This window comes from Bacteroides stercorirosoris (assembly GCF_900142015.1).
In the GTDB taxonomy this organism is placed as follows: Bacteria; Bacteroidota; Bacteroidia; order Bacteroidales; family Bacteroidaceae; genus Bacteroides; species Bacteroides stercorirosoris.
The window spans coordinates 1-4670 of record NZ_FQZN01000073.1 but is presented as its reverse complement, the minus strand read 5'-3'; the positions used below and the strand labels follow the sequence as shown (position 1 = coordinate 4670).

The 4670-nt window shown below is 52.0% G+C and carries 4 protein-coding genes; all 4 read left to right on the top strand.

Annotated features, from left to right (window positions below):
- On the top strand, window positions 1-1464 hold a 1464-nt coding region (locus BUC01_RS24705), incomplete at its 5' end, for a DUF3868 domain-containing protein (RefSeq protein ID WP_073315195.1).
- Between the two features lie 59 nt (window positions 1465-1523).
- Entirely contained in the window at window positions 1524-2651 is a 1128-nt protein-coding gene (locus BUC01_RS24700; RefSeq protein ID WP_073315193.1) for a fimbrial protein, read from the top strand.
- A gap of 131 nt (window positions 2652-2782) precedes the next feature.
- The gene (locus BUC01_RS24695) at window positions 2783-3589 is read left to right on the top strand and encodes a FimB/Mfa2 family fimbrial subunit (protein ID WP_034524856.1); all 807 of its coding nucleotides are present in this window, start codon (window positions 2783-2785) and stop codon (window positions 3587-3589) included.
- Window positions 3590-3600: 11 nt separating this feature from the next.
- Window positions 3601-4670: DUF4906 domain-containing protein (locus BUC01_RS24690; protein ID WP_025836001.1), on the top strand; the 1070-nt coding region annotated here is incomplete at its 3' end.

Here is a 4670-nt window from a genome sequence, read left to right as displayed (position 1 = left end):
AGCTTCTGCCCCGGGCAGGAGTTCTACCGTGGAGAACTGTTTGTCACCGGACAGCATTTTTCACTGACTGACGGGCACCTGAACGTGGAACTTTCCGTAGACTTTGAGAACCTGCAGATGCCTTCTGACGAATCCCTGACCGTGACCCCCGTGCTTAAAAGCGGTGAATCCGAGCAGGAACTTCCCTCCGTCCTCATCAACGGTGCGGAGAAACAGAAAGTGTATCAGCGTACACAGGCATTGTCCGCGGGCAAACGTAACGGCAAGGCGCGTACTTCGCCCATCCCGGCGGTCGTAATCCGTGACGACGCTGCGGTCTCCCGCGCGTTTACCTATAAGGCTTCTATCCCTTACGAAGAGTGGATGGAACAGGCCGTCCTCCTGCTCCGCTCTCAGGAATGTGCCTGCCACGGGCGGAAAGGGGATATCTACGAGGATAAGATAGCGGACGGCCTCCGCCTGCCGAAACTGAGGACCTCCCCGTGGGATGCGGGTACCGACGCCGGTTTCCTTTCATTGGTAAACTTCATCCAGCCCGCACCGGACAAGGACACGCTGCATTGCATCACAGGGTCTATCCCGTACTTTGAACGGGAGGAAGACCGGAAGGACGGTAAGCAACTTGGCGAACTCTCCGAGGAAAAGCAGAACTTCGAGATTTACTACCGTCTTCGTGACGCCCTGCGTGAGGTACGCCGGGAGACGGGCACGGAACTGGCCAAAGTCCGTGTGACGGGCTATGGCGCCCCGGTGGGTAACCTGAAGAAGAACGAGACCAACGCCCTGATACGTGCTCTTAAGCTGAAGGAATACCTGCGTGAAAACCGTCTGTCGGGCAAAGCCCTGCTGGAAGTGGACTGGATTCCCGAAGACTGGGACTCGATCACCAGCCTGGTTCGGGGAAGCGATATGATGCTGAAAGATGCCACCCTCGACCTTATTGATAATGTGGAGATTTCCAAAGGCCGCGAACGTATGCTGATGTCTCTTGCCGACGGCAAGCCTTACAGGTATCTCTCGGAGAAGATATTCCCGGCGGTGATGCGTGTGGACTACCGGATAGAATACACGCGCAAGCCTCTGGACGCTGCCGAAAGTCTCCAACTGCTGCGTAGTGGAAAACAGCGCGCCCTGCGCCTGAACGAGTTCTTCGCCGTAGCCGGCAGCTATCCGGCAGGTTCCACCGAATATAATGACGTTCTTGATCTTGCTGCCCGACTTTTCCCGGACAGTCCGGAAGCCAACATCAATGCGGCGGCGGTGGCACTCACAAAACGGGATACGAAGCGTGCCCGCCAATACCTGGAACGTTTCGCTACTCTGCCGATGGCTTATAACAATATGGGCATTCTCTGCCTGCTCGAAGGAAACCGGGACAAAGCGGAGGTGTACCTCACGATGGCTGCCGCCGCCGGAGTGGAGCAGGCTGTTAAGGCACTGGAGAAATTAAAAGCAGAGAATTAAGAATTAAGAGATGGATAATACAGATAAATAATACAGAATAACCATAAACGGTATAATATATGAAAACGAGTAACTACTTATGGGCGGTGCTGGCAACGGCCACCCTTTCACTGTCCGCATGCGGCAGCGATGAAAACGAGAATGTAATCCAGCCGAAGGAAAAGACTGCAAGACTTGAACTGACCTTGGTGGGTACCCCTGCTGACAGCCGTGCTACGGGGACTTTGCCTACCACGGATGAATCCCAGATCAACCGCCTGACGGTGGCTGTCTTCACCGGAGCATCGGGCAACCCTGTCAATGCCCTGCGGGAATTCACGGGCGATGACATCAAGGCTGCAACAAGTGGTACCGGCAAGAAGATTACGATGCTTTGCGAACCCGGCAACGGACAGACCATTTATGTGGTGGCCAATGCCTCTACAGGACTTTTTGCGGGAGTTACCAACCTTGCCGGTTTTAAAGCCAAGCTGATGCTACTTTCGGAAACCACCAAGGCTGCTGGAGCCGGTGCGGCAACGGATACGCAAAAGGCCAACAACCTCCCGATGCTGGGAAGCGCCATCGGAAAGGATTTCACGGCGGGCACGGAAACCGAGGCGGAGATAGCCCTGTCCCGTCTTGTGGCGAGAGTATCTATCAGCAGCATCAAGACGGCTTTCGATCCGGTGGGACGGTTCAAGGATGCGACGTTCAAGGTAACAGGTGTATATCTGAAGAATGCCAACAGTTCCGTCAATGCGGACAAGACGGGTAGTGTTCTCGTTCATGGAGGTGACGGGAGTACCGATACAAAAAAGTACCTGTACGAGACAGTTTCCACCCATACAGCCAATACGGAACTCACTACCCCTTACTACTTCTACACATTTCCGAATGTTTCAAATACACCGACCAAGCTCATCATTAAAGGCATGTTTGATGCGGATGGAGGTGGATCCAGTGCTTCCGTGCCCCGGTATTATCCCATTGTTATCAACAAGAAACAGGCTAACACCACTATTTCGGGAGGGGCAGGTACTGACAAGGGTAGTATCGCTCTCAACACTAAATACGTGCTTACCGCCGTCATTAAGGGTGAAGGCGCCCCCGACGATAACACGGATATAGACCCCGCCACCCTGCAACTCACGGTCACTGTTGCTGATTGGGAGCTAACCATCAACCAGGATGTGACCTTCGAGTGATAATTAATATGAGACTGACATGACATTATAAACCAATCCGTGCCCAAGCTATGCGAGTATCCGGAACATCCTCCATCTTTCCGCTCTTTCTTCTTTTTCTCCTCTGCTGCGCCTCGTGCGTACGTGAGGATATGGAAGGTTGTGCCCGTTACGAACTTCATGTCCGCGCGGTGGATGCTGACGGGAACGACCTCACCGGAAGCGGGGCCTTGCAGAAATCGGATATCTACCTCTTTAATGAGCAGGGCTTCGTCAGGATGATTCCCTCCGATGGCTTTTCTGACTTCTATTTTGGAGAGGACAAGGGCGAACGTCTCACGCTGGTAGCCTGGGGAAATCTGAAAGAAGATAGCCTGATTACTACGGAGATAGCGCCGGGAACCCCTCTGAAAGATGCGAAACTTCAACTCCGGCAATACGCTCACGGCACGCATCTCCCGCTAACGGATCTGTTCTATTGCCGCAAGGAAATAGGGGAGACGGAGACCCGTAGCGTGGAAGGTGCGGACATTACACTCGTAATGGAACGTATGGTGGCGGGTCTCAGCATACGCACGCGTTATCTTTCCGAGCGTTATCCTTACAAGGGTGAATCGTACCGCTTCATAGTGCACTGCACCAGTACGGAAATGGATTTCACGGGTGAGGCTGCCGGGAGCGGGGCCGGATATGAACCGGCTTCCGTTACCGACGCTGAAGGGGATGTCTATGCGCCGCCTTTCCATATCTTCCCTACCGGAGAGGGGAGGCCGTTGGAAATTGACATCTACCGGAAGGGGGAGAAATTGTTGACTATCACCGAAGACAATGAATTCCGTCCTTTGTATGCTCCTGTTGGTAAACAGACTAACATAGATCTTGACTTCCGCTATGCGGAGGTGAAGGTCGTTGTGAGTGTGGTTCCCTGGGGTACGGTCAGCCAGGATGTGGAAATGTAAATAGGAAGAGTATGATCAGGTTATTTGAATACAGAGTATACCGTAGACAGGAAGAGCCTGTTCCATTTTGCTGGAAAGTGCTTTTCGTGCTGTTCATGCTGGGCACGTTGCTGGCGATGACGGCTGTGTGCAGTTCCTGCCAACCGGAAGAGGAGGGTATGGAGGATATGGAGGAAGGCCAGCCTGCTACCATCCGGTTGGAAGTGCAGGGTGAGGAACAGGTGGATATTGCTACCCGGACAGTCAATGAGAGTGTGGTCAGCAATCTTCATATTCTGGTGTATAACAGTTCGGGTGAACTGATCGGTCAGAAATATCAGACGGGTAGTTCTACGGTTACCGTGAATACCCGTAGTGCTACCGGGTGTACTATCTATGCCGTTGCCAATACGGGCAAAGCCGACTTGTTCAAGGGATATGCCATACATAAGGAGTCATATCTGAAAAGTATGGTGTATAGTCTTACCAATTGGGACGACTTGGGTAAAGGTACTAATTTGCTAATGACCGGAAGTATGAAGAGTGTGAATATCAAGGCGGGAGCGCAGGATTTAGCCACACGACTGGTATTGACCCGCATGGTTGCACGAGTTGAGTTGAAAATCAAAGTGAAAGAAAGCAGTGGGATTACCATTACGGATTATTCCGTAAAGAATATCCCTTCACGTTCCTATTATATTGCCCGCGCATCGGAAGATGCCGTTCAGGCTGCTACTGCCGCACATTGGAAAGAAAGCGGTGTTATCGCTGCGTCCGGAGCAACTTCGGTAAGTAAGACTTTTTATATGTTTGAGAACCGTAGGGGGACTAAATCCATTTCCGCCCAGAAGGATAAAACGACTGCCAATGCACCAGCCAAGGCTACTTACGTAGTCATTCATGGTTTGGTAGGTGCTGTAACCGTGACGTGGACGGTGTATCTTGGCGAAAACAATACGAGTGACTTCAATATCAAACGGAACGGTAACTATACATATAATATTACTTTGAATGACATTGCGGCAACAGATACAAGGGTTGTTGTCGATTTTGCGGGGACAGAAGATTTGAGTAGTGCAGGCACGGCAAATTGTTATCTTGC